We start from the raw sequence: 17,487 nt of genomic DNA on the forward strand, positions 1-17,487 counted from the left end.
AACCCTGACGCCGCGGAATCAACTCACCGGGGACCGCTGCCGCCACTGCCGCCACTGCCACCACTGCCGCCGCTGCCGCCGGACGGCGGCTTGGGCGCCTGCTGAGTCGGCGGCTTCGGGGCCACGGTCTGCGGCGCCTGGGTTTGCGGAGCCTGAGTCCTGGGCTGCGGCGCTTGCGTGGGCTGCGGCGCATACGTCGGCTGCGGGGCCTGCGTGGGTTGCGGCGCCTGGGTCGGCTGGGGCGCCACGGTGGTGGGCTGCGGCGCATAGGTAGTAGGCGCGGGAGCAGCGGTGGTCGGCTGCGGCGCGTACGTCGTGGGTGGAGTAGTCACGGCCGCGGTCGTCGGTGGCGTCGTCACAACGGTCGTGGGTGGCGTGGTCGGCGGCGTCGTCGGCGGCGTCGTGGGTGGCGTCGTCGGCGGCGTCGTGGGTGGCGTCGTCGGCGGCGTCGTGGGTGGGGTCGTCGGCGGCGTCGTGGGTGGCGTGGTCGGCGGAGTGGTGTACTCCGTCGTCGGCGCAGTCGTCGGCGGCGTCACGATCGGCCAGGTCGGCATGCCGGGCTGCCAGCCCGGGTACGGCGGAATGAAGATCGGTACCGGCAGGGGCTCCGGAACGGGGACCGGAGCGACGGGCTCAGGGACGGGTGCCGGAGCGGCGGGCGCCTGGCGCGGGATGTTCTGCACCGCGGGGATGCTGCCGCCCTGGAAACCCGCAGTGGGCAACTCGGGCGGCGGCGGGGGCACCGGTGCTTGCTGCTCGGTCGGCAGCAGCGGCATGAACTTGCCCGGCTGCGCGTTCTGGTGTCCTTCGACGGGCAGTGTGGACGCGGTCGGGCGGACGGTGACGGCCACCGCGACGGCCAGCGAGGCGAACCCGAGTACCGCAAACCCCATCACCGCGTTGCTGATCAGCAGTCGCCTGAGATTGTGCGGTTTCCCGCCGGCCGCTTCGGGGTCGTCCTCGTCGAACCCGTCGTCGAACTCGTCGTACTCATCGCCGTAATCGCCGAAGCCGTCGGTGTCGACCGGGAGGATGTCGTACTCGCTGGCCTGCGAATAGGCCAGCTGTTCATCCCCGCCGCCGGGTTGCCCCGCGTCGGGCGAGGACACGTACGCGGTCGCATCGCCCGGGACCTGCGCCGCCATCGTGGCGTCCGGGGAGGCGGTCGGGGCGGCCATTGTGGCGTCTCCCGCAAACCCCTGGTGGCCATGCGCCTGATTAGCCAGGCCCGGGTGCGCCATCGTCGCACCCAGTCCCGAAGCATCCGGAGACGAAGTGGGGCCACCACCGGGCCCGCCGGCCGACAACCCCGGTGCATCCGGGGACGCAGTGGGACCGCCGCCAGACAGCGACGGTTGCGCCATCGTCGCGGCCCATCCCGAGGCGTCCGGGGACGACGTGGGAGCACCACCGGGACCACCGGCCGACAGACCCGACGCATCCGGCGACGACGTGGGAGCGCCACCGGGACCACCGGCCGACAGACCCGACGCATCCGGCGACGATGTGGGAGCGCCCCCGGGACCACCGCCCGCGAATCCCTGGTGCCCCATCGGGGCATCGAGAGACGACCCGGCAACGCCCGCCGGCCCGTCGGCAGGGATCACCGGGGCAGCCATCGTCGCGTCGGCCGCCGCCCCCTGCGCCAGCGCGAAGGTGGCGTCCGGCGGGATCTGCACACCCATGGTCGAAGCGGACTGCAAGTGGTCGGCGAACATCGCGGTCTGCTCGGGCGAGCTGCCCACGACCAGCACGTCGTCCGGGCTGCCGGCCTGCCCGGGAATCTGGGCCATCAACGTGTCGAACGTCGCACCCGGATCGTTCTCCACCGGTGTCGATGCCAGGATTGTCGGCGGCGCATCCGGATCTTCCGACACGGCCAGGCTCGCTGTCTGGTCGCCGATCAGCAGGACTGCCGCGGCGCCCCGGCCGGGGCCCAGCAGCGCCCCGGCCGCCTTAGACTCCGAAACCACCTGCACGTTGGGCACGCGGGCGTAGTCCAACGCCTGCCGCAGTTGGTCGGCCAGGTACTGGTCCGACCAGACCAGGCGGGTGGCCACCAGCCGGTGGCCTTCGTCGGCCAGCAGCCGGTTGGTGCCGACCACGGTTTCGGTCAGGTCCGTGACAGGGTCACGCGACAGCTCGACCGTGGACTGGTCGAGCACCTGGTTACCGCGAGCGGCCGCCTCAACCAGAGCCAGGCGTGCGACCTGGCCGGTGACGGCCACCCCCAACACGACATCCATTTACGGCTCCCCTTCGGCTGGCTACCCCAGAACCAGCTAAGTCCCGGCATCACTACACTTTGTACCGTCGGCAATATTCGTTATTCAGGCTTGGAGAAAGCTTGGAGGCAAGCCCCATGAGCGCAGCGTAATCGGATTCCCACCCCCTAGGGATGCTCACCAGCGATCCCGTTCACGTTCATAACCTGTTCACAGCCACTGCCCCACATCCGAATGGAGAATATGTTCGCAAGGGAACAACGCAGCGGGCCGGGCAGGGGGTTCCCTTGCGACACTACCGAACCTGCCCCGCCAGCACCCGACCTCGATCCCTGGGGGGCATCGTGAGCCTGAACACCGACGACACGCCGACGGGCCCGATCGTGGGCGCGCGACAGGCATCTCCCGGCCCGGCGGGCGCCGGGCGGCCCGCCCCGGGTCCACAGCCTCCCGGCTCCACCGCGCAGCGGCGCAACTCACTCCGCGACATCGCCGCCGTCGTCCTGCTTCTGCTGGCGTTGGTGTTCCCCTGGAATCTCTACTTCGGTCTGGGGATCCCGCACAGCAGCCTGGTGTGGTGGGGGCTGCTCGTCCTGGCAACCCTGCTGTCGCTGGTCTCGATCCTGGTAGCGCGCGGACGATCCGACGGAGGTTCGAGCGCGCGGCTGCGGCTCATCCTCAACATTCCCTACCTGGTGCTCATCGCGGGTTTCGTCCTCTACGACGTGGCCGAGTCGATCCTGCAGGGCGGCACCACGGAGGTACCGGGTGGCGTCGGGCCGGGCGGGTGGCTGGGCGCCGCGGGCGCACTGCTGGCCGCGCAACCGGCGTTGATCCGCCCCCACCTCGAAGAACAGCACTACGAGAGGTGGCTGCGCGGCGCCCGGCTCCTCGGCTACATCTCGATGTTCGGTGCGTCGCTGAGCGCTGGATTCAACCTGTGCTGGCGGGTGCGCTACGCACTGCAGAACGCGGGCGGCTCGGAGGCGTTCGGCACCCGCAACACCACCGTCATTCTCAGCGCGGTGGTGTACGGCGTGGTGGCGCTGACGGCGGTGCTGGTGGCCTCCCGCTGGATCCTGCGCAACACCCCGGCGTCCCGGTTCGCCATCTTCGCCCTGGGCGTCTCGTCGCTGCTCGCCGGGATGCTGGTGTGGGCCCTGCCCGCCGGCCGCGAGATCGACGCGTTCCACGGCATCGCACAGAACACCTCGACGGCAGGCGTGGGCTACGAGGGTTATCTGGCCTGGACCGCGGCAGCGGCCCTGTTCGTGCCGCTGACCCTGTTCAGCCGGCCTGAGGTGTACCGGGACCGGGAGGTGTGGCGCAACGCGATCCGCAAGGGCCTGACGTTGATCGTCGTCTGGTGCTTCGGTTCGGCGCTGATGCGGATCACGGATCTGCTGGTCGCGGTGCTGCTCAACTACCCCACCTTCCCGTACAACTCACTGACGCTGGCAACCTTCGACGTGATGACCGCGGCGCTGGCGCTGTGGCTGCGCGTCAGGCTGGCATCCGGGGTACTGCGGTCGCGGTTGATCACGGCGTTGAGCGGCCTGGTGGTCACGCTGACGGTTTCCCGGGTGATCCTGGGCGTCGTGCTGGCCCCACGCTTCGAGCAGGGCGGGTCCGTCAGCCCCGTCTACGGCAACAATCTCGCGCAGCAGATCACCAGCACCTTCGACGTGACGCTGTGTGGTCTGGCCCTGTTCATCCTCGCCGCCGTCATCGTCGCGGCACAGATCCGCAAGCCGCGGCGCCGGCGCCGGCCGGCCCAGCGTCCGGTCGCCAGGACCCGCCCCCCGGTGCCGATCCCCACCCGTCCCGGCGCTCCCCCGCCTCCGTCGGAGGCCAGGACCACGCGGTTCGGGGCCGCCCCGACCGAGCACGATGCTCCCACCACGGTGCTGTCCGCGCCGGGGCCCGCGCCGCGGATCTTCCGGTCCAGCGAAACCACCGGGCCGGTGCGACCGAAGATCTTCCGGCCGCCGAACAACCGTCAGTAAGCCGGCTACCGCAACGGAGCGAACGCGAACTCGCGCAACCCCTCCATCGGTTCCACCGCCGCCCGGAAACCGAGGATCTCGGCCGCTCGGGCGGGATCTGCGACGATGTGTCGCACGTCCCCGCTGCGGTACTGCCCGGTGACGACCGGCGACAGGTCACCACCCCGCGCGCGACACAGCGCGTCGGCCACCTCCCGGATCGCTATGGGGCGCCCGGAGCAGACATTGGCCGCGGTGAACCCGCCCCGATCCGTGTCCATCGCGGCAAGGTTGGCCGCGGCGATGTCGTCGACGTGCACGAAGTCACGCATCTGCCCACCGTCTTCGAAGACCCGCGGCGGTTCACCCTTTTCCAGTGCCGACCGGAAGATGGCCGCCACCCCGGAATAGGGCGTGTCGCGCGGCATGCCCGGCCCGTACACGTTGTGGTAGCGCAGCGCGACCACCGAACCGCCGGTGGCCTCCGCCCACGCCAGCGCGTAGTGCTCCTGCGCGGTCTTGCTGGCCGCGTAGAGGCTGCGGGGGCGCAGCGCGGCGTCCTCGTCCACCAACCGCCAGCCGACCGGTTCACCGCAGCGCGGGCAGCGGTGCTCGAAGTTGCCGGCGTCCAGGTCGCTGCGTCGCCGTGGCTGCGGGTCGACCAGTCCGTGCTCACCGCACTCATAGCGGCCCTGCCCGTAGACCACCATCGACGACGCCAGCACCAGCCGCGAGACGCCGGCGGCGTACATCTGCGCCAGCAACACCGTGGTGCCGTAATCGTTGTGGCCGCCGTACTCGGGAGCATCGGCGGCATTCACCCCGGCTCCCACCATCGCGGCCTGGTGACACACCAGATCCACCCCGGCCAACAGCGGGGCGATGGCGTCGGGATCGCGGACGTCGGCCCGACGACAACCCTCGGGGAGTACGGCATCCGGACCGTGCGCGGCGGGCAGCAACACATCGGCGCCCACCACCTCATGACCGGCGGCCCGCAGCGCAGCGTCCACCCGCGATCCGATGAATCCGGCCGCTCCGGTCAGCAGGACCCTCATGGCAGCTCGAAAGGCAAGGGGACCCCGGCGTGCTGCATGCAGTGCGTGCAGGTGCGCTCGGCCGCGACGCGACCGATCGCGGCGCGCACCAGTTGTTTGAACATCTCGATGTTCTGCCCGAACTCAGCGAACACATCGACGCCCTTCACGCCTTCCCCAACCGCCACCCCGGCATCCACATCGGTGATCAAAGCTATTGCTGCATAACATAATTCGAGTTCACGGGCGAGGATAGCCTCCGGATATCCGGTCATGTTGACCAGGCTGAACCCGGCGGCGGCGAACCACTGACTCTCCGCCCGGGTGGAGAAGCGGGGACCCTGAATCACCACCATGGTGCCGCCGTCGACCACGTCGGGCAGAGCGGTGGCCGCGGTGCGCAGGGTCGGGCAGTACGGGTCGGCGAAGCTGGTGTGCACCCCGCCGGTGTCGAAGTAGGTGTCCGCGCGGCCGCTGGTGCGGTCCACGAGCTGGTCGGGCACCACCACCGCGCCGCGCTCGATCGCGGGGTTCAGGCTGCCGACCGCGCAGGGCGCAAACACCCGCCGCACGCCCAGCGCGCGCAGCGCCCACATGTTCGCCCGGTACGGGACGGTGTGCGCCGAGTACTCGTGCTTGGCGCCGTGGCGCGGCAGAAAGGCGACCTCATGCCCGCCGACGGCACCGATCGTGATCGGTGCACTGGGTTCACCCCAGGGGGTGTCCGGACGGACGGTTCGGGTGTCTGAGTCGAAGAACGTATAGAAGCCGGTACCGCCAATCACTCCGAGCACCCGCGCAATCTTATGCATAGGGCAGGATGCGGTGGTGGCCAGTTTTGCCCAGTGGATCTCCGGAGCGCGCCCGCGCACGCTGCCGAACGCGGTAGCCCCCGTGATCGCGGGCACCGGCGCCGCGGCATGGCTGCACGGCGCGGTGTGGTGGAAGGCGCTGTTGGCGCTGGCCGTGGCGCTGTCGTTCATCGTCGGCGTCAACTACGCCAACGACTACTCCGACGGCATCCGCGGTACCGACGACGAGCGGGCCGGCCCGGTGCGATTGGTGGGTTCGCGGCTCGCGGCCCCGCGGGCGGTGCTGACTGCGGCGCTGGTGAGCCTGTTCGTCGGCTGCGTGGCGGGGCTGGCGCTGGCGCTGGTCAGCGCACCGTGGTTGATCGCGGTGGGCGCTGTCTCGGTGCTAGGTGCCTGGCTCTACACCGGAGGGTCGCGGCCGTACGGCTATTCGGGGCTGGGCGAGGTCGCAGTGTTCGTCTTCTTCGGCCTGATCGCGGTGCTGGGCACGCAGTACACGCAGGCTCTGCGGGTCGACTGGGTGGGCCTGGTGCTGGCGGTGGGTATCGGTGCCTTGTCGTCGTCGGTGCTGGTGGCCAACAACCTGCGCGACATCCCGACCGACACCCAGTCCGGCAAGATCACGCTGGCCGTCCGCCTGGGCGACGGCCGCACCCGTGTGCTCTACCACTCGCTGCTGGTCGTCCCTGGTCTGCTGACGCTGGTGCTGATGCTTGCCACCCCGTGGTGCGCTGCGGGTCTGGTGGCCGCGCCGCTGGCCCTGCGCGCCGACCGCCCGGTCCGGTCCGGCCGCGGCGGCCGGGAGTTGATCCCGGTGCTGCGTGACACCGGCCTGGCCATGGTGGTGTGGTCGGTTGCCGTGGCCGCCGCGCTGGCGTACAGCGGGCACGCCTAGAGTCGATCAGGCCCCGGCGGCATAAGGGAAGGTGCGGCGGCGGCGGGAAGGACGCGGTAAATGACGGAGATCGCCACGGTCAGTGGCCCCACGAACGTCGGCCTGCTCAGTGTCGGGGCATACCGTCCCGAGCGCGTCGTCACCAACGACGAGATATGCCAGAACATCGACTCCTCGGACGAGTGGATCTACTCACGCACCGGAATCAAGACACGCCGGTTCGCCGCCGACGACGAGTCAGCCGCCTCGATGGCGGCGGAGGCCTGCCGGCGTGCCCTGAAGAACGCCTCGCTGTCGGCGTCCGACATCGACGGCGTGATCGTCACCACCAACACCCACTTCCTGCAGACCCCACCGGCCGCCCCGATGGTCGCGGCGGCGCTCGGCGCCAAAGATGTTCTCGGCTTTGACATCTCGGCCGGGTGCGCGGGGTTCGGTTACGCGCTGAGCACGGCGACCAACCTGATCCGGGGCGGTGGCGCCCGGCGGATGCTGGTGGTCGGCACCGAGAAACTGTCCCCCACGATCGACATGTACGACCGCGGCAACTGTTTCATCTTCGCCGACGGCGCCGCCGCGGTGGTGGTCGGCGAGACACCGTTTCAGGGCGTGGGGCCGACGATCGCAGGCAGCGACGGCGAACAGTCCAGCGCGATCCGGCAGGACATCGACTGGATCACGTTCGCGCAGAACCCCAGTGGCCCACGCCCGTTCGTGCGTCTGGAAGGCCCTGCGGTATTCCGTTGGGCTGCCTTCAAAATGGGCGATGTCGGCCGTCGGGCACTGGAGGCCGCCGGCGTGGGGCCCGATCAGATCGACGTCTTCGTGCCGCACCAGGCCAACACCCGGATCAACGACCTGCTGGTGAAAAACCTCCAGTTGCGGCCGGACACCGTCGTCGCCAACGACATCGAGCATGCCGGCAACACCTCGGCGGCCTCCATCCCGCTGGCCATTGCCGAACTCATGGACACCGGGGCGGCCAAACCGGGCGACCTGGCCCTGCTGATCGGCTACGGCGCGGGCCTGACGTACGCCGCGCAGGTCGTCCGGTTGCCGCTGCACAGCGACTGATCGCTAATCGTCCCCGTCGGGGGCAACGGTCTCGCCGCGCAGCCGGGCCTGCAACTGCTCCCGTTCGCGGCGCCGGCGCTCACCGGCCGCCGCGAGCGTCGCGGTCGCATGCCGCCGCAGCGGGCTGAAGACCCACATGCCCAGCGGCATGGAGATGATCAGGCCGCCGAGGGCGGCCACGAACAGCGGGAAGTCGGCCACGCCGAGCAGGCGCGCGAGCCCGTAGATTCCGGCGGTGACAACCACGAACAGCAGTAGTCGGGCCGCCACGTACAGCAGGACTGCGACGACGCCGCGGCCGGCGGCGGAACGGTCACCGGTGTTGTCGTTAGGCGCTTCTGGCACAGCCTGAGCCTACGGCGCGGGTATATTTGCCCAAAGGAGGTGTCGAGTGCTTTACCTGCTCGTCGTCCTTGTTCTGGGGACGTTGATCTATCTCGGCTGGCGCGCGGCGCGGTCGCAGACCAGCCCACCGAAGACCCGCGTCATCGGGCCCGACGACGATCCGGAGTTCTTGCGACGATTGGGCGATAACAAGCCGCGCTAGACGAAGTTCGGGTTGGACCGCCGCTGGTCGGCGGGGAACCCGTCGGCGACCACCGCAGCCAGCTCCGCGACGGCCTCGCGGGTATCCCGCTTCAACCGGTCCAGGCTGATTTCGGCGCCTTCCTCGAGGTGGGGGTCGAAGGGCACCACCCGCACCGCGCGGCACCGCCGCGCGAAGTGGTCGATCACCTTGTCCATGTCGACCTTGCCGGAACGGGAACGCACCGCGTTGATCACCGCGACGGAGTTGCGCACCAGGTCCTCGTAGCCGTGGGCCTCGAGCCAGTCCAGCGTCGCCGAGGCACTGCGGGCGCCGTCGATGGAGCCCGAGGCGACCACGATCAGCACATCGGACTTCCCCAGGACCGCCGACATCGTCGAATGGAGAAGGCCGGTGCCGCAGTCGGTGAGCACCAGACCGTAGAACCGCTCGAGGATGTCGATCGCCTTGGTGTAGTCGTCGCCGTTGAAGGCCTCCGAAACGGCAGGGTCACTCTCGGAAGCCAGGATCTCCAGGCCGTCCGCGTTCTGCGAGGTGTAGCTGCGAACGTCGCTGTACCGGTCGATGCTGTCGGCGTCGCGCAGCAGGTGACGCACGGTCGCCGGGGTCTCCAGCGGAACCTTCTGGCTCAGGGTCCCGCGGTCCGGGTTGGCGTCCACCGCGACCACCCGGTCGCCGCGCACGGACGCGAAGGTGGACCCCAGGGAAGCGGTGATGGTCGTCTTGCCGACGCCGCCCTTCAACGACAGCACCGCGATGCGGTAGCAGCCGCGCAGCGGCCGGTTGATCTGGGCGACCAGGTTGTTGTGCCGGGTCGCGCGGGGACCCTCGCCGAGATTGATCAGCTGGCCCGACATGACGTAGAGCGCGCGACGCCAGCCCTCTGATGGCGGCGGCTTGACCGGCCGCAGCAGGACAGTCGTGGACAGTTCGGGGTAGGGGGCATGCGGTAACGGTTCCGGGCGGAACTGGGGCCGCTCCTCCTGGGTACCGGCGTTCGGGGCGTTCTCCGGCGGGCCGGGGTAGTAGGCGCCGTAGGCCGTCGGGTCCACCCGCGTGACACCGGTGACCGGCCCCGTCGTCGGGCCGGCGTCCCACTGCGGACGCTCGAGCTCGGCGGTCTGGTACGGCTCCGGGGCGGCGCTGCGCCGTTCGGTGCGGAACCCACTGAACGCCCGGGTCGGTGCCTCGCCGACGGGGTCGGCGGCCGGTTTGAACTCTGCTGTCGGCTGATCCGGACTGACGTTGGGGCTGCCGGCGCTCTCTCCATTGCCCGGGTGAACCCGCGGCGCCCCCGCGCCCGGCGTCGGATGCTCTGACACTCCCACTCCCCCTCTCTCGCCTCTCTGGCCCTGGGTCAGCCGACGCCCGCGTAGGAGTGCAGGCCGACCGTCACCAGGTTAACGAAGAACAAGTTGAAGACCATGGCGACGAATCCCACGACGTTGATCCAGGCGGCCTTGCGATCCCGCCAACCGGCTGTTGACCTGGCATGCAGGTACGCGGCGTACACCACCCATGCGATGAAGGACACGGTTTCCTTGGGGTCCCATCCCCAGTAGCGGCCCCACGCTTCCTCCGCCCAGATCGCCCCGAAGATGACGCCGAAGCCGAAGACGGGGAAGGCGAAGATGGTGGTGCGGTAGGCGATCCGGTCCAGCGTCTGGGCGTCCGGGAACCGCTGCACCAGCCGCGGCAGCCGGCCTTGGGCATCCGGGTCGCCCAACCGCGACGTGCGCAGCAGGAACAGGATGCTCGCGATCCCGGCGACCATGAACACGCCCGAGCCGAGACTGACCACCGACACGTGGATGGGCAGCCAGTAGGACTGCAGGGCCGGCATCACCGGCGCGGCGTTGGCATAGAGCCAGCGGCCGGAGACGGTCAGCAGGATCAGGATCGGCAGCAGTAGGAACACCCAAAGCGGCCGGTACTGCGGGCGACGCAGCACGACCGCGCCGGCGATCAATCCGGACATGCAGGTCAGGTTGATGAACTCGTACATGTTGCCCCAGGGCACCCGCATGGTGGCCAGCCCACGCAGCACGATGCAGGCGAACAGCAGTCCCATGCCGAGGTAGAGCACCGCCAGGCCGGCCCGGCCGACACGTTCGTCCAGCGGCCGGTGCGGTGTCTCCGCCACGATCCCGGGCGCGGCGCTGTCGGTGGTCACCGTTCCGGCGGCCACCGCTACCGGCTCGAGCCTGCGCGCGCGGACGTAGGCCAGCTCGTAGGCCAGCAGCAGCAGGGCCACCACCAGCGCCACGACGGCCGAGGTGAAAGCCCAGTCGGAGTACCGGGCCAGGCCGATGTTGATGTGCTGGGTGTTCATGTGACGTCCACTTTCGTTTCGGCTCGCTCGGCGGCTGGGACTGCGTCGAACCCGGCCACCAGCCGCTCGGTCAGCCGCTCGAACTCGTCGCCCCATCCGGAGTTGTCGGTGCGCGCCAGACCGCCCAATTCGACGTCAACCGTATCTGGAGTGCCGGCGACAGGGGTCAGGCGAACCCACACCCGGCGGCGGCGCACCAGCAGCGACACCAGCAGCCCGGCCATCATCGAGATGGCGAACACCAGTACCCAGATCTGTCCGGGGTCGTGCGACACCTGCAGGTTGACGAATGGCACGGCGCCGTCGAAGCGGACCGTCGTGCCGGCCGCGGGGCCCTGGTCGATCCGCACCTGGTCACCGACGCGCAGATTGACCCGTTTCTCCTTGGTCAACCGGCCCTGTTCGATCAGGCGAGGGTCCAGGTTGAACAGCGACTGGGGCCGTCCGGTGTCCAGGCCGGTGTCGCCCCGGTAGATGTCGATGGCCACCGCCGGGTCGTTGAGCGCCGGGAACCGGGACGACAACAGCGTGCCGTCGAGCTGTTCGGTGGGCGCCAGCAGTCCCTGGATGGCGATCTCGTGTTGCCGGCGCTCCTCGGCGGTGGGGTAGCTACCGGCCGGCGGATCGATGCGCGCCACGCCGGAGGACAGCAGGGTTTGGGGGTTGTCGGGTCGCCACTGCACCGTCGAGGTGCGGGTTTGGCCGTTGGGGAACGTCACGGTGAAGGTGGGCGCGTAACCGTGCCCCTGCAGGTAGACCCGATCGCCGCCGATGCGCAACGGGTGGTTGACCTCGAGCCGGTAGGGCCGCCAGGTGTTCGACGTCAGATCGTCCCCGGCCTGGTATGCGATGTCGGCGGCGAACGAGGTGGCCTGCCCGGACGGAAGGTAGTTGGCCTGGAAGTTGTTGACCCGCAAACAGATCGGGTGCAACGAGGTGCCGTCAACGGTGTTGCCGGCGCGGAACGAGTCGAATGCCGCCGGCGACGCCGAACAGAATCCCGGGCCGCCGTCGGCGATGACGATTACGTTGCCCTCGTAGCCGAACAGCTTGCCGGCGGCGACTGCGACCAGCAGACCGAGCAACGAGAAGTGGAAGACCAGGTTGCCGAACTCGCGCAGGTACCCCTTCTCGGCGGAGACCTCCACGGTTGCGTCGCTGCGCCTGACGCTGGTGCGCCAGCCCCGCAGCCGGTCGGTGACGGCGGTGGCCAGGGTCTCGGGATCGCCGACCGCTCGTGCTTCGGCGTGCTTGGGCAGCCTGGACAGGTTGCGCGGCGCGGCCACCGGGCTGGCCCGCAGGCTGCGCGCGTGTTCGAAGATCCGCGGGGTCAGGCAGCCGACCAGTGACACGAACAGCAGCACGTAGATGGCGGTGAACCAGAAGCTGGAGAAGACGTCGAATGCCTGCAACTCGTTGAGCCACGGCCCGATCATCGGATGCGTATGCAGGTACTCCTCGACCTTGCCGGCGTTGAGACTGCGCTGCGGCAACAGCGCTCCGGGAATCGCGCCAAGCGCGAGCAGGAAAAGCAGGACCAAAGCGGTGCCCATGGATGTCAACGACCGCCAGGTGTTGCGGGCTCGCCCCGCGAGCAGACGCAAAAGCCCCTGGGAGCGTCCGCTCCGGGGTGCTTTTGCGTCTGCTCGCGCCATCAGATCGGCAACCTGACATCGGAGACGAAGGCGTCGCGCAGCCACGACACGAAGTCGTTCCACACCCCGGTGACCAGCGCGGTGCCGACCGCGATCAACAGCACCCCGCCCAACACCTGGATCGCCCGGGTGTGCCTGCGCAGCCAGCCCAGTCCGGCCATCGCGCTGGCCGAGCCGAACGCCAGCAACACGAACGGGATACCCAGCCCTAGGCAGTACGCGATCACCAGCGCTATCCCGCGGGCCACGTTCGCGCCGTCGGTCGCTGAGGCCACGGTGATCACCCCGGTCAGCGTCGGCCCCAGGCACGGCGTCCAGCCGAGCGCGAACACCGCACCCAGCAGGGGCGCTCCCGCAACCGAGGTCAGCTGCCGTGGGCTGAACCGGGCCTGGCGCTGCAGCGCCGGGATCAGCCCGACGAACACCAGCCCCATGACGATGGTCAACACCCCGCCGACGCGCTGCAGCAGCATCTGATTGGTGATCAACGCAGTCGTCATGCCGAGCACGACGACGGTGCCCAGCACGAACACCGTTGTGAAGCCGGCGACGAACAGCGCCGCCGACCCGGCGACCCGCCAGCGCGCGGCCGGCGGTGCCTTGACGGTGCCCGGGCTGTCGTCGTCGACTCCCACCACCGCTGCCAGATACGAGAGGTAACCCGGCACCAGCGGCACCACGCACGGCGACGCGAACGACACCAGGCCGGCCAGCAGGCAGGCACCGAGTGCCACCACCAGTGGCCCGGCGGAGGCGATGTGGGCGAAACCGGTCACTGCGGTCCCGAACTGGCCGAGGGCCCGCCGGCACTCTCCGCGGCGATTCGCTGCACCACCGGCTGCAGATCCTCGGCGAGCAGTTCACGCAAGAACACCGCGGCCACCCGGTGCTGGCGGTCCAGCACCAGCGTCGACGGAATGACGGTGGTCGGATACTTGCCGCCGAAGGCGATCAGGGTGCGCATCGGCGGGTCGTAGATCGACGGAAACGTGACGTGCCGGTCGTTGACGAAATCCTGGGCCGCCTCGCGGCTGTTGTCCCGGACGTCGATCCCGAGGAACGAGACGCCGGAATCGCGGGTCGCGTCATACACCCGCTGCAACTGCCCGATTTCGGCCCGGCACGGGCCGCACCACTGGCCCCACACATTGATGACGACGACCTGGCCCGGGAAGTCGTTCAGCGACAGCGTCCGCGAGGGGTCGGTCAGGCTGGGCCCGGACAGCGGGCCGGGACGGCCGCGGCTTTGCGGCGGGTCGTAGAGGATGTCGGTCTTGCCGCCGGGAGAGACGAACTCGAAGGTGCCGCCCTGCGCGACCGCGTCGCGTCCGGAGCAGCCCGTGAGCAGCCCCGCCACCACCGCCGCCGCGATGACCCAGCGCCCTACCTTCATCCGGCCGCCGGTTCCGCGTATTCGACGTCGACCAGCCGGTCGCCGTCATAGACCAGCGATGTCACCGACGCCAGACCGCACTCGCGCCGCCGCGGGTCGTGCCAGAGCCGACGGCCGGTCACGTGCATGCGCAGCGTCCACACCGGCAGCTGGTGACTGACGCAGACCACCTCGTGGCCTGCGGCACGCGCCCGCGCCTTATCCGCCGCCGCCGCCATCCGGGCGGCGATCTCGGCGTACGGCTCGCCCCAGGACGGGGTGAAGGGATTGCGCAGTTGCCACCACACCCGCGGGTCGCGCCAGGCGCCGTCGCCCGGGCTCACCTTGCGGCCTTCGAAGAAATTGGCCGACTCGATCAGGTCGGGATCGGTGTCCACCGGCAGGTTGTGCCGGGCGGCGATGGGTGCGGCGGTCTCCTGCGCCCGCTGCAGCGGCGAGGCGACCACAGCCACGATGTCGCGGTCTGCCAGAAAGTCCGCGACCGCGGCGGCCTGCGCGGCGCCGTTGTCCGACAGGCGGAAACCGGGCAGCCGGCCGTAGAGGATGCCGCTGGGGTTGTGCACCTCGCCGTGCCGTATCACGTGGACCCGGGTCTGTTCGGCCATCAGGGTTTCTCCTCCTGTGCCGCAGCTGCGGCCGCGGCGGGTAGCGCGTCGGCGATCCGCTCGAAGGCGCTGTCGTCGAGCGCGGCCGAGACGAACCACGCTTCGAAGGCGCTGCACGGCGGGTAGACGCCAGCGTCGAGCAGGGCATGAAAGAACGGGGCATAACGCCAGGTCTGGGTGGCCCGCGCGGCGGCGAAGTCGGTCACCGGCGCGTCGGTGAAGAACACGCTGAGCATATTGCCCGCTCGCTGAATCACGTGTGGCACAGCGGCATTGGTCAGGGCGTCAGCCAACAGCGCGGCCAGCCGGTCGGCGTTGGCGTCCAGGGCCGCGTACACCGAGTCGTCCGCGGCGCGCAGGGTGGCCAGGCCGGCCGCCATCGCCACCGGGTTACCCGACAGCGTGCCGGCCTGATACACCGGCCCGAGCGGGGCCAGCCGCTCCATCACCTCGACCCGGCCGCCGAACGCCGCCGCGGGCAGGCCGCCACTCATCACCTTGCCGAAGGTGAAGAGGTCAGCGGCCACGGGATCGATTCCGTACCAACCACTTCGGCTCACCCGGAAGCCGGTCATGACTTCGTCGGAGATCAGCAGCGCGCCATGTTCGCTGGTGACCGCCCGCAGCCCCGCGTTGTAATCCGGTGCCGGCGGGACGACGCCCATGTTGCCGGGGCTCGCTTCGGTTATCACCGCGGCTATCTGGTCACCGACTTGGGCGAAGACCTCCCGCACGGCATCGATGTCGTTGTAGGGCAACACGATCGTGTCGGCCGCGGCTGCCCCGGTGACTCCCGGCGAGGACGGCAGCCCCAGGGTGGCCACGCCCGAACCCGCATCGGCCAGCAGCGCGTCCGCGTGCCCGTGGTAGCACCCGGAGAACTTGATGATCTTGGGCCGTCCGGTGAAGCCCCGCGCCAGCCGGATTGCGCTCATGGTGGCTTCGGTGCCGGAGTTCACCAGCCGGATCCGCTCGACGGGAGCGACCCGGCCGATGATCTCGGTGGCCAGCTCGGTCTCGGCGGGCGTCGGGGCCCCGAATGACAGTCCGTGGGCAGCGGCCTTGGTGACGGCGTCGACGACGGCCGGGTGTGCGTGGCCCAGGATCATCGGGCCCCAGGAGCAGACCAGGTCGACGTAGGTGTTGCCGTCGGCATCGGTGAGCCGGCAGCCGTGGGCCTCGGTGATGAACCGCGGAGTTCCGCCCACCGCGGTGAACGCCCGCACCGGCGAGTTCACCCCACCGGGTATCACCGCGCAGGCGTCGGAGAACAGCTGCGCCGAGGCGCGCACCTGCGCGGTTGCCTGGTCGATCCCCATGCCGACCAGTGTCCCAGCCGCGCCGACAGGTTCAACTACAGGGTGTAAGAGTTACGTCATGAAACTTCCCCAAGGACTGGCCCGGTTCAACCGGCGTGTCACCAACCCCATCCAGCGGATGTGGGCCGGCCGGATCCCCCTGCACGGCATTCTCGAGCATGTCGGCCGCCGCTCCGGCACCGCCTATCGCACCCCGTTGACGGTGTTCGACGCCGAGATCGACGGCAGGCCCGGCTACGCGATCCTGTTGACCTACGGCCCGAACCGCGACTGGCTCAAGAACATCAAGGCCGCCGGCGGCGGCCGGTTGCGTCGCCACGGCAGGACGGTCGGCGTCACCGACCCGCGGGTCGTCAGCAAGGCCGAAGCGGCGGCGCACGTGCGCAGCGCCCCGCGGGTATTCGCCAGGCTTCCGTTTGAAGAAGCCGTGTTGCTCACTCGAAGCGAGTGACGCATCTCACCGAGATCCGGGAGCGTCCGGTCGCACTCCGCGGGAGTCCGGCGAACGCGCTGGTGAATTTCTCCGGGCACACCGTGTCGCTGGTGGCGCTGATCGGCGTCCACGACGGGAGACGCGTGGCCGGGATCGCCTTCGATTCGATCGGCCGGTTCGCCCAGAGCGGGATCCTGCGGGACCGGATGATTCCGCGGGTGCTCGCCGCAGCTCCGGACACCCTGCTCGACGACTCGGGACGGCTCGACCCGGCGGCCGTGCTGGCCTGCGCGCTACGGGACGAGAAACCGGGCGGGCACGGCGACCGGGCCGCCGCGGCCGCCGCGCTGGAACTCGCTTGCTGGGATCTGAACGCCAAACTCGACGACGAGCCCGCCTGCGCGACCATCGCGCGACGGTTCGGGCGCGAGCCTCTGGCGTCGGTACCCGTGTACGCCGCCGGCGGGTACTACTACCCGGGAGCCGGCCTGGACACGCTGCGCGATGAGATGCGGTCCTACCTCGACCTCGGCTATGCCGCAGTGAAGATGAAGATCGGCGGGGCGCCGATGCCGGAGGACCTGGCCCGGGTGGAAGCAGTCATCGACGTGGTCGGCGACGGCGCCCGCGTCGCGGTGGACGCCAACGGCAGGTTCGACCGTTCCGCGGCCGTCCAGTGGGCGGAGGCCCTGGCAGCCTATCGGCTGCGCTGGTACGAGGAACCGGGCGATCCACTGGACTTCGCATTGAACGACGCTGTTGCCCAGCGCTACGACGGTCCGATCGCCACCGGGGAGAACCTGTTCTCGGTGCCCGACGTCGTCAACCTGGTCCGGTACGGCGGCATGCGCGCGGACCGCGACATCTTCCAGATGGATGCCGGGCTGAGTTACGGGCTCGGTCAATACGCCAGGATGCTCGATGTGCTCGAGTCCAACGGTTTCGACCGCCGATTCGCCTATCCGCACGGCGGACATCTGATCAACCTGCACATCGCCGCCGGACTGGGCCTGGGCGGGTGCGAGTCCTACCCCGGCGTCTTCCAGCCGTTCGGGGGCTACTCCGACGGCTGCGCACTGCTCGGCGGCAGGATCGCGCCGACGGACGCACCGGGCTTCGGACTGGAGCGCAAGAACGGCCTGGCCGAGGCGATCGTCGAGTTGACGGCTTAGGAG

Annotated in this window: 17 protein-coding genes; 6 read left to right on the top strand and 11 right to left on the bottom strand. The window is 69.8% G+C overall.

The features are described from left to right. Positions 1 to 23: 23 nt before the first annotated feature. Positions 24 to 2,246 (bottom strand): hypothetical protein, encoded by a 2,223-nt coding sequence (locus ACNQS7_RS15470; protein WP_418013206.1) that lies wholly within the window; start codon positions 2,244 to 2,246, stop codon positions 24 to 26. Between the two features lie 467 nt (positions 2,247 to 2,713). On the opposite strand from ACNQS7_RS15470, the gene ACNQS7_RS15475 reads away from it, so the two are divergent. Beyond that, entirely contained in the window at positions 2,714 to 4,231 is a 1,518-nt protein-coding gene (locus ACNQS7_RS15475) for a hypothetical protein (RefSeq protein WP_418016007.1), read from the top strand. A 5-nt stretch (positions 4,232 to 4,236) separates the two neighbouring features. Here the strand turns inward: ACNQS7_RS15475 and ACNQS7_RS15480 are convergent, their stop codons facing one another. Then, positions 4,237 to 5,268 (bottom strand): NAD-dependent epimerase/dehydratase family protein, encoded by a 1,032-nt coding sequence (locus tag ACNQS7_RS15480; protein WP_418013207.1) that lies wholly within the window; start codon positions 5,266 to 5,268, stop codon positions 4,237 to 4,239. Further along, on the bottom strand, positions 5,265 to 6,041 hold the full coding sequence (locus ACNQS7_RS15485) for an S-methyl-5'-thioadenosine phosphorylase (protein ID WP_418013208.1): 777 nt from the start codon (positions 6,039 to 6,041) through the stop codon (positions 5,265 to 5,267). The genes ACNQS7_RS15480 and ACNQS7_RS15485 overlap by 4 nt, the downstream gene beginning before the upstream one ends. 34 nt (positions 6,042 to 6,075) lie before the next feature. On the opposite strand from ACNQS7_RS15485, the gene ACNQS7_RS15490 reads away from it, so the two are divergent. Together ACNQS7_RS15490 and fabH are read left to right on the top strand one after the other, a co-directional pair. Then, positions 6,076 to 6,954 (top strand): 1,4-dihydroxy-2-naphthoate polyprenyltransferase, encoded by an 879-nt coding sequence (locus ACNQS7_RS15490; RefSeq protein WP_055578899.1) that lies wholly within the window; start codon positions 6,076 to 6,078, stop codon positions 6,952 to 6,954. A gap of 60 nt (positions 6,955 to 7,014) precedes the next feature. Beyond that, entirely contained in the window at positions 7,015 to 8,028 is a 1,014-nt protein-coding gene (fabH, locus tag ACNQS7_RS15495; protein WP_418013210.1) for a beta-ketoacyl-ACP synthase III, read from the top strand. Positions 8,029 to 8,031: 3 nt separating this feature from the next. Here the strand turns inward: fabH and ACNQS7_RS15500 are convergent, their stop codons facing one another. Continuing rightward, positions 8,032 to 8,373 (bottom strand): DUF4229 domain-containing protein, encoded by a 342-nt coding sequence (locus tag ACNQS7_RS15500; protein WP_055578748.1) that lies wholly within the window; start codon positions 8,371 to 8,373, stop codon positions 8,032 to 8,034. A 46-nt stretch (positions 8,374 to 8,419) separates the two neighbouring features. Here ACNQS7_RS15500 and ACNQS7_RS15505 point away from each other — a divergent pair, with 46 nt between their 5' ends. Next, on the top strand, positions 8,420 to 8,575 hold the full coding sequence (locus tag ACNQS7_RS15505) for a hypothetical protein (protein WP_120791670.1): 156 nt from the start codon (positions 8,420 to 8,422) through the stop codon (positions 8,573 to 8,575). Here ACNQS7_RS15505 and ACNQS7_RS15510 read toward each other — a convergent pair. The 7 genes from ACNQS7_RS15510 to hemL all read right to left on the bottom strand — a co-directional run bounded on the left by ACNQS7_RS15510 (position 8,572) and on the right by hemL (position 15,879). After that, positions 8,572 to 9,903 carry an AAA family ATPase gene (locus ACNQS7_RS15510; protein WP_418013212.1) on the bottom strand — a complete coding sequence of 444 codons (1,332 nt, stop codon included), beginning with the start codon at positions 9,901 to 9,903 and terminating at the stop codon, positions 8,572 to 8,574. The genes ACNQS7_RS15505 and ACNQS7_RS15510 overlap by 4 nt on opposite strands. Positions 9,904 to 9,932: 29 nt before the next feature. After that, positions 9,933 to 10,907 carry a c-type cytochrome biogenesis protein CcsB gene (gene ccsB, locus ACNQS7_RS15515; protein ID WP_418013213.1) on the bottom strand — a complete coding sequence of 325 codons (975 nt, stop codon included), beginning with the start codon at positions 10,905 to 10,907 and terminating at the stop codon, positions 9,933 to 9,935. Beyond that, positions 10,904 to 12,460: a cytochrome c biogenesis protein ResB gene (locus tag ACNQS7_RS15520; RefSeq protein WP_418013214.1), complete on the bottom strand. Its 1,557-nt coding sequence runs from the start codon at positions 12,458 to 12,460 to the stop codon at positions 10,904 to 10,906. Before ACNQS7_RS15520 ends, ccsB begins: the two co-directional genes overlap by 4 nt. A gap of 101 nt (positions 12,461 to 12,561) precedes the next feature. Beyond that, positions 12,562 to 13,338, bottom strand: a complete 777-nt coding sequence (locus ACNQS7_RS15525) for a cytochrome c biogenesis CcdA family protein (protein WP_418013215.1) — start codon at positions 13,336 to 13,338, stop codon at positions 12,562 to 12,564. After that, the gene (locus ACNQS7_RS15530; RefSeq protein ID WP_418013216.1) at positions 13,335 to 13,955 is read right to left on the bottom strand and encodes a TlpA disulfide reductase family protein; all 621 of its coding nucleotides are present in this window, start codon (positions 13,953 to 13,955) and stop codon (positions 13,335 to 13,337) included. Before ACNQS7_RS15530 ends, ACNQS7_RS15525 begins: the two co-directional genes overlap by 4 nt. After that, positions 13,952 to 14,560 (bottom strand): histidine phosphatase family protein, encoded by a 609-nt coding sequence (locus ACNQS7_RS15535; RefSeq protein ID WP_418013217.1) that lies wholly within the window; start codon positions 14,558 to 14,560, stop codon positions 13,952 to 13,954. The genes ACNQS7_RS15530 and ACNQS7_RS15535 overlap by 4 nt, the downstream gene beginning before the upstream one ends. Continuing rightward, a complete protein-coding gene (gene hemL, locus ACNQS7_RS15540; RefSeq protein ID WP_418013218.1) occupies positions 14,560 to 15,879 on the bottom strand; it encodes a glutamate-1-semialdehyde 2,1-aminomutase in 1,320 nt (439 codons plus the stop codon). Before hemL ends, ACNQS7_RS15535 begins: the two co-directional genes overlap by 1 nt. 58 nt (positions 15,880 to 15,937) lie before the next feature. Between hemL and ACNQS7_RS15545 the strand changes: the two genes are divergently transcribed. Both ACNQS7_RS15545 and ACNQS7_RS15550 read left to right on the top strand, forming a co-directional pair. Further along, on the top strand, positions 15,938 to 16,330 hold the full coding sequence (locus ACNQS7_RS15545; RefSeq protein ID WP_418013220.1) for a nitroreductase family deazaflavin-dependent oxidoreductase: 393 nt from the start codon (positions 15,938 to 15,940) through the stop codon (positions 16,328 to 16,330). Then, positions 16,327 to 17,484, top strand: coding sequence for an enolase C-terminal domain-like protein (locus tag ACNQS7_RS15550; RefSeq protein WP_418013221.1), 1,158 nt, complete (start codon positions 16,327 to 16,329; stop codon positions 17,482 to 17,484). The genes ACNQS7_RS15545 and ACNQS7_RS15550 overlap by 4 nt, the downstream gene beginning before the upstream one ends. Positions 17,485 to 17,487: the final 3 nt, after the last annotated feature.

The organism is Mycobacterium sp. 23, from assembly GCF_048287075.1.
GTDB lineage: Bacteria > Actinomycetota > Actinomycetes > Mycobacteriales > Mycobacteriaceae > Mycobacterium > Mycobacterium gordonae_B.

What these genes read in the sequence shown, in the direction of transcription:
- hemL (WP_418013218.1), bottom strand. Translation starts at nt 15,879, where the DNA reads ATGGGGATCGACCAGGCAACCGCGCAGGTGCGCGCCTCGGCGCAGCTG.
- fabH (WP_418013210.1), top strand. Translation starts at nt 7,015, where the DNA reads ATGACGGAGATCGCCACGGTCAGTGGCCCCACGAACGTCGGCCTGCTC.
- ACNQS7_RS15480 (WP_418013207.1), bottom strand. Translation starts at nt 5,268, where the DNA reads ATGAGGGTCCTGCTGACCGGAGCGGCCGGATTCATCGGATCGCGGGTG.
- ACNQS7_RS15470 (WP_418013206.1), bottom strand. Translation starts at nt 2,246, where the DNA reads ATGGATGTCGTGTTGGGGGTGGCCGTCACCGGCCAGGTCGCACGCCTG.
- ACNQS7_RS15545 (WP_418013220.1), top strand. Translation starts at nt 15,938, where the DNA reads ATGAAACTTCCCCAAGGACTGGCCCGGTTCAACCGGCGTGTCACCAAC.
- ACNQS7_RS15520 (WP_418013214.1), bottom strand. Translation starts at nt 12,460, where the DNA reads ATGGGCACCGCTTTGGTCCTGCTTTTCCTGCTCGCGCTTGGCGCGATT.
- ACNQS7_RS15530 (WP_418013216.1), bottom strand. Translation starts at nt 13,955, where the DNA reads ATGAAGGTAGGGCGCTGGGTCATCGCGGCGGCGGTGGTGGCGGGGCTG.
- ACNQS7_RS15535 (WP_418013217.1), bottom strand. Translation starts at nt 14,560, where the DNA reads ATGGCCGAACAGACCCGGGTCCACGTGATACGGCACGGCGAGGTGCAC.
- ccsB (WP_418013213.1), bottom strand. Translation starts at nt 10,907, where the DNA reads ATGAACACCCAGCACATCAACATCGGCCTGGCCCGGTACTCCGACTGG.